Origin of the sequence: Microcoleus sp. LEGE 07076 (assembly GCF_015207455.1) — a bacterium.
Lineage (GTDB): Bacteria > Cyanobacteriota > Cyanobacteriia > Cyanobacteriales > Microcoleaceae > Microcoleus.
Window position 1 is genome coordinate 1 of record NZ_JADEWV010000342.1, and the last position, 4,262, is coordinate 4,262.

Genomic DNA, 4,262 nt, shown 5'->3' on the forward strand with positions numbered 1-4,262 from the left:
GTTCGATCGCGATTGAGTGGATGCGGAGTCATCGGAGTTGTCGGGCGATCGCGATCGAGCGCCATCCAACTAGACTGGAATATATTGCTGAAAATGCCTCTAATTTAGGTGTTCCTGAACTCAAAATTGTTGACGGAGAAGCGCCCGCTGCTTTGGTAAATTTGCCTCAACCGGATGCAATTTTCATCGGTGGCGGTGTCACCGCAGAAGCTTTGCTAGAAACTTGTTGGAATGCTTTGGGTGAGGGCGGGCGATTGGTGGTTAATGCGGTGACGATTGAGAGCGAACTTACGGTGCTGCAATGGCATTCTTTGTACGGCGGAGAGTTGATTAGAATTGGGATTCAGCGTGTTGGTGCGATCGGTTCTTTTCTGGGTTGGAAGCCGCTTGCACCGGTGACGCAGTGGGCGGTTGTTAAGGGGTAATTCCGATTAAATAGGAATGATTTAACCGCAGAGAGCGCAGAGAACACAGAGGAAGAGATCGGAGAGATGAACGATAAAGAATTAGCAACTGCATTTAAAATTCCCGCCGAACTGCCATTTCTTCAGGCTATATGCTGGCAAATTGCTAATGTAAAAAATCTGAGTTTCAAGGAAATGCTATGTCGCTACGAATCAGGCTGGCATTATTGGGGAGTATTGGGAGAACCCAACTCTGAGGAACTAATTTTTATTCAACAAATTAGCCAACACTATCAATCTTGGCTGGTAGCGGAACTATTAAGCATTGGTCAGCCACAAAAAACAGAAAAACGGGTAAATTTGCAACCAATGTTTAAGCGCGAAATTCATCAAAAAATATTAACTGTACTCAGCCAGTTGAATGTCAATTTTTTACAGGAATGTCGCGCTTATTTTGGCGGAACCCTGATAAGTATGGAACATGAGGAATATCGGTTAAGCCAGGATATTGACTTTATGTGTCCGATGGATGGTGGCTACAGTCTCCTGCGCCGAAAAGTTGCAGCAGCAGGCTATGATGCGATATTTGCTAATCGCGATCGCATTTTTCTCCCCAACGATATTCAATCAAACCAATACGGCATCAGATTTCCAGTTATTGTGGATGGCACTACCATTAAATTCGAGATGGTTTGTGAAGGGCGAATTCAGTTTGGCGAACCAAATTATCCTAATTGGTCGCCTGTTCCTTGCTTGAATCAAATCGATAGTATCGCAGAAAAGCTGTTAGCAAATGCCGATCGATGGCCGAGCGATCGGGTAAACTCTAGAGATTTAATCGACTTGGCAATTCAAAGGTTAGCGACTCCGATTCCCCAAGAGGCGATCGACAAAGCTGAAGCAGCTTATCAAGTTATGAAACCGCTAAATCGAGCGATTCAGTATTTCCAAGAGCGTCCCGATTATCGGGAAAAATGCTATGATATTTTAAGTATTGCAGAACCAGAGCGAGTTATTGACGGTATCGATTTATTAGCTCAGGATTTAGGTAGGAAAATGACAATCAGGACATTTTGCGAGACTATTTCTCCGTTTCCTGGATCTTTATCGTAATATCATGTCCGGGCGATTACCATAATAAAAAAGGTTCGTAATGAACGAAACAATAATGAACGCGGGCATCTTCTGTCCACTACGCTAAGATGAAGACAGGTTTACATTGTCTTATGAGGTCGTTATGATTAGTTCGCTGTCTCCTACAAGCATTTCTCGCTATGTCACCCGCAATCCTGAAGTTTTGCAGGGGGAACCGATTATTGCAGACACTCAAGTTACTGTACGGGATATTGTGGTGTTTTGGAAATCGGGAATAAAGCCTGAAGAAATCCCACAGAAGTTACTTCAACTCGTGACGGCTGCTCAAGTTTTTGATGCGATTAGCTTTTATCTGGACAATCAGCCAGAAATAGACGATCGGATTGCTTGGTATGAGGCGCGTCCGATGTTGAATGTTTCACCTCTTTTGAGATGTAATCCGTTGCTGAATGAAGTCACGGAATATGTTCAAACCTATCGGCGCGATCGAAATGCCGATATCGATTTTCCTGAGTCTGAGACTCTATGACTCAATATATTCTCGATACCGACCATATCACACTACTGCAACACTCTAATCCACTTATATTGCAACGTTTTGAAACTCTCCATACCAGCGATGTTGCTATTACTGTCATCAACGTTGAGGAATTGATTCAGGGCTGGTTTAATGCAATTCGTCAAGCTTCGCAACCCGGACAGAATCAACGCTTAACTTGGGCTTATGTGGGCTTGAGATCGGCTGTTAAATTTCTCAACGATTTTCTCGTTCTGGATTTTACCGAGTCAGCTTACGAGCAATATTTGGGGCTGCGCCGTCAGGGAATACGAATTGGGACACAAGATTTGCGGATTGCGTCCATTGCTTTGGTTAACAACTCAATTTTAGTGACGCGAAATCGACAAGATTTTGCACAAGTGCCGGGACTGGTTTTGGAGGATTGGACATAGCAATGGAGAGGCAATTTCCTATGCAACTCCAAACCCTGTATACTCTCGCGCATAGGGAGGCTGGACTCCTAACACGATCTCTTCTTTGGCAATCCCCATTTGTACTAATTCATCAGCAAAACTGCGATCGGTTTGATTGCGCTGAATCCAAATTTTTCCATCTCTGATATCTAAGTGAATGAAGCAGTTATAAATACGGTCATGTTCATTCCATCCTAAATCGATAACCAGATAGCGATCGCGTTCTTTGTCAAAAACAAATTCTACTTCTATCTCACCATTAACCGGCGGATCTTCACCCGATTCTAGCAGTAACTTTTCGATGCACTGGCGATAATAATCTAGTCGATCCATTGTTCAATCCGCGTCGGCTTATTTTCCCTAAAACTGGAATTTTTTGATCGCTAATCGGCTCTCGTAAAGTAACTAATTTACAGCAAATCCCGTCATTGTAAGGGATTACTCGATCGCAATCGAGATGACTACCAGCTCTGTGACTCGGTGCATGGGCTTCGTTAGTTTTTCAGTTGTAATAAATTCTTCAGCATAGACGGAGAGTGCGGCCGCAATGTGCAGTGCATCCATTGCGGCTAATCCATAAGTACGAGCAATGCGATCGCCATTTTTCAAAATGTTTTCTAAATCGGTTGCCCAAACCGTTACTGAACTGAAGAAGGCTTCGTAGAATTCTGCTTCTTCGAGTTGTTTGTTATAAAGTGCTTTGGGCAGAGTTTCTAGTTGAACGAACCCACTGGTGACAAATTGTCGGGTGTCATCGTCTAAGATTTGTGCGGCACGAATGCTGATGGAAGGTTCGCCCCGAAATGCACTAATTAGAACACCTGAATCCAGATAAGTTAGTTTACCAGACACCGTAGCCACCTCGACGATCGGCAATTTCTTGCTCTAACTCCACTTCATTGAGGAGTTTCATACCGTTGGCGATCGCCCGTTGGCGAAGATTCCACAGGGTTTGACCGAGTTGTGTTTTGGGGGTAAATTCAGGTGAAGATTTGAGCGCTAGAGCTTGGGTAAACTGAAGGACTTTTGCGCGATCGGCGGGGGCAAGTTCGCGCCAGTATTGTAGGAGGAGTTCTTCGGGAGGCATGGAAAATTTTTGGGCGTAACTCTATAATTTATTTTAATCTTTTTGCTAACAATTGCCAAGCAAAGCTTACCCAGCTTTTCCAACTTCCGCCAAATGCCAAAACGTCATCCCATTTTCCGCATGACTGAGCAAAATCCCCAAATCTTCGAGGCTTTCTAGACAGTCGAGAATGACTTTTTGTTTGCGATTTGCGCCTTTGAAATGGGCGGTGACTTGGGCGGCCGTCCATTCGCCGCTTTGGGTGCGAAATAAGTCGCGGATGGCAGAAAGTTGCTCTTTCAGGGTTTTGGGAAAGGGTTGTTGTTCCGTGGGGGCGATCGCGATTTCGGTTTCGGTGGTGATACCTGCAAGGGATGGTTGGATGTAGGTTTCGCCGGGGGCTTGGTAGTCGGGACGCAGCCAGCGAATGTGTCCGTTGCGTTCTTCTTCGGCGCGTTGGGCGTTGAGGGTGACGAGGTTTTCGAGGATTTGGTCGTCGGTGAGGGTTGGTTCCCAATCATAGGCGGCAAAGACGGCGCGATCGAGTTCGTCGTGGATTTGTTTGAGGGTGGAGACTAGGGCTTTTTGGTTGAAGGCTTTGTCTTTGTCGTCGAGGGGTTGGGCTTTGCGGAGTTTTTCGAGGAGGTTGTACATCCCGGTGATGGTGACTTCGGGGTGAGTGGTTTGGACTCGTTTGCGGTGGCGATCGAGGCGTTCTCCCAGTT

General features: G+C 45.5%; 7 protein-coding genes and 1 pseudogene. 4 read left to right on the top strand and 4 right to left on the bottom strand.

Annotated elements, in window-relative coordinates:
* The 4 genes from IQ270_RS28655 to IQ270_RS28670 form a co-directional block, all read left to right on the top strand.
* The coding region (locus IQ270_RS28655) for a precorrin-6Y C5,15-methyltransferase (decarboxylating) subunit CbiT (RefSeq protein ID WP_368670148.1) at positions 1 to 425 on the top strand (425 nt) is incomplete at its 5' end.
* Positions 426 to 491: 66 nt separating this feature from the next.
* On the top strand, positions 492 to 1,517 hold the full coding sequence (locus IQ270_RS28660; protein ID WP_193976513.1) for a nucleotidyl transferase AbiEii/AbiGii toxin family protein: 1,026 nt from the start codon (positions 492 to 494) through the stop codon (positions 1,515 to 1,517).
* 124 nt (positions 1,518 to 1,641) lie between these two features.
* Entirely contained in the window at positions 1,642 to 2,028 is a 387-nt protein-coding gene (locus tag IQ270_RS28665; protein ID WP_228056797.1) for a DUF433 domain-containing protein, read from the top strand.
* Complete coding sequence (locus IQ270_RS28670; protein WP_193976514.1) at positions 2,025 to 2,450, top strand: type II toxin-antitoxin system VapC family toxin; 426 nt, start codon at positions 2,025 to 2,027, stop codon at positions 2,448 to 2,450. Before IQ270_RS28665 ends, IQ270_RS28670 begins: the two co-directional genes overlap by 4 nt.
* An 18-nt stretch (positions 2,451 to 2,468) precedes the next feature.
* On the opposite strand, the gene IQ270_RS28675 is transcribed toward IQ270_RS28670, so the two are convergent.
* From IQ270_RS28675 to IQ270_RS28690, 4 genes and pseudogenes are all read right to left on the bottom strand, one after another.
* The gene (locus IQ270_RS28675; RefSeq protein ID WP_193976515.1) at positions 2,469 to 2,804 is read right to left on the bottom strand and encodes a XisI protein; all 336 of its coding nucleotides are present in this window, start codon (positions 2,802 to 2,804) and stop codon (positions 2,469 to 2,471) included.
* 105 nt (positions 2,805 to 2,909) lie between these two features.
* Positions 2,910 to 3,347, bottom strand: a complete 438-nt coding sequence (locus IQ270_RS28680; protein WP_228056798.1) for a PIN domain-containing protein — start codon at positions 3,345 to 3,347, stop codon at positions 2,910 to 2,912.
* A complete protein-coding gene (locus tag IQ270_RS28685; protein WP_193976517.1) occupies positions 3,313 to 3,558 on the bottom strand; it encodes a hypothetical protein in 246 nt (81 codons plus the stop codon). Before IQ270_RS28685 ends, IQ270_RS28680 begins: the two co-directional genes overlap by 35 nt.
* Positions 3,559 to 3,624: 66 nt before the next feature.
* Positions 3,625 to 4,262: pseudogene (locus IQ270_RS28690) on the bottom strand (class I SAM-dependent DNA methyltransferase); the annotation flags it as partial.

Coding starts and splice junctions, on each gene's coding strand:
- IQ270_RS28660 (WP_193976513.1), top strand. CDS start 492: ATGAACGATAAAGAATTAGCAACTGCATTTAAAATTCCCGCCGAACTG.
- IQ270_RS28665 (WP_228056797.1), top strand. CDS start 1,642: ATGATTAGTTCGCTGTCTCCTACAAGCATTTCTCGCTATGTCACCCGC.
- IQ270_RS28670 (WP_193976514.1), top strand. CDS start 2,025: ATGACTCAATATATTCTCGATACCGACCATATCACACTACTGCAACAC.
- IQ270_RS28675 (WP_193976515.1), bottom strand. CDS start 2,804: ATGGATCGACTAGATTATTATCGCCAGTGCATCGAAAAGTTACTGCTA.
- IQ270_RS28685 (WP_193976517.1), bottom strand. CDS start 3,558: ATGCCTCCCGAAGAACTCCTCCTACAATACTGGCGCGAACTTGCCCCC.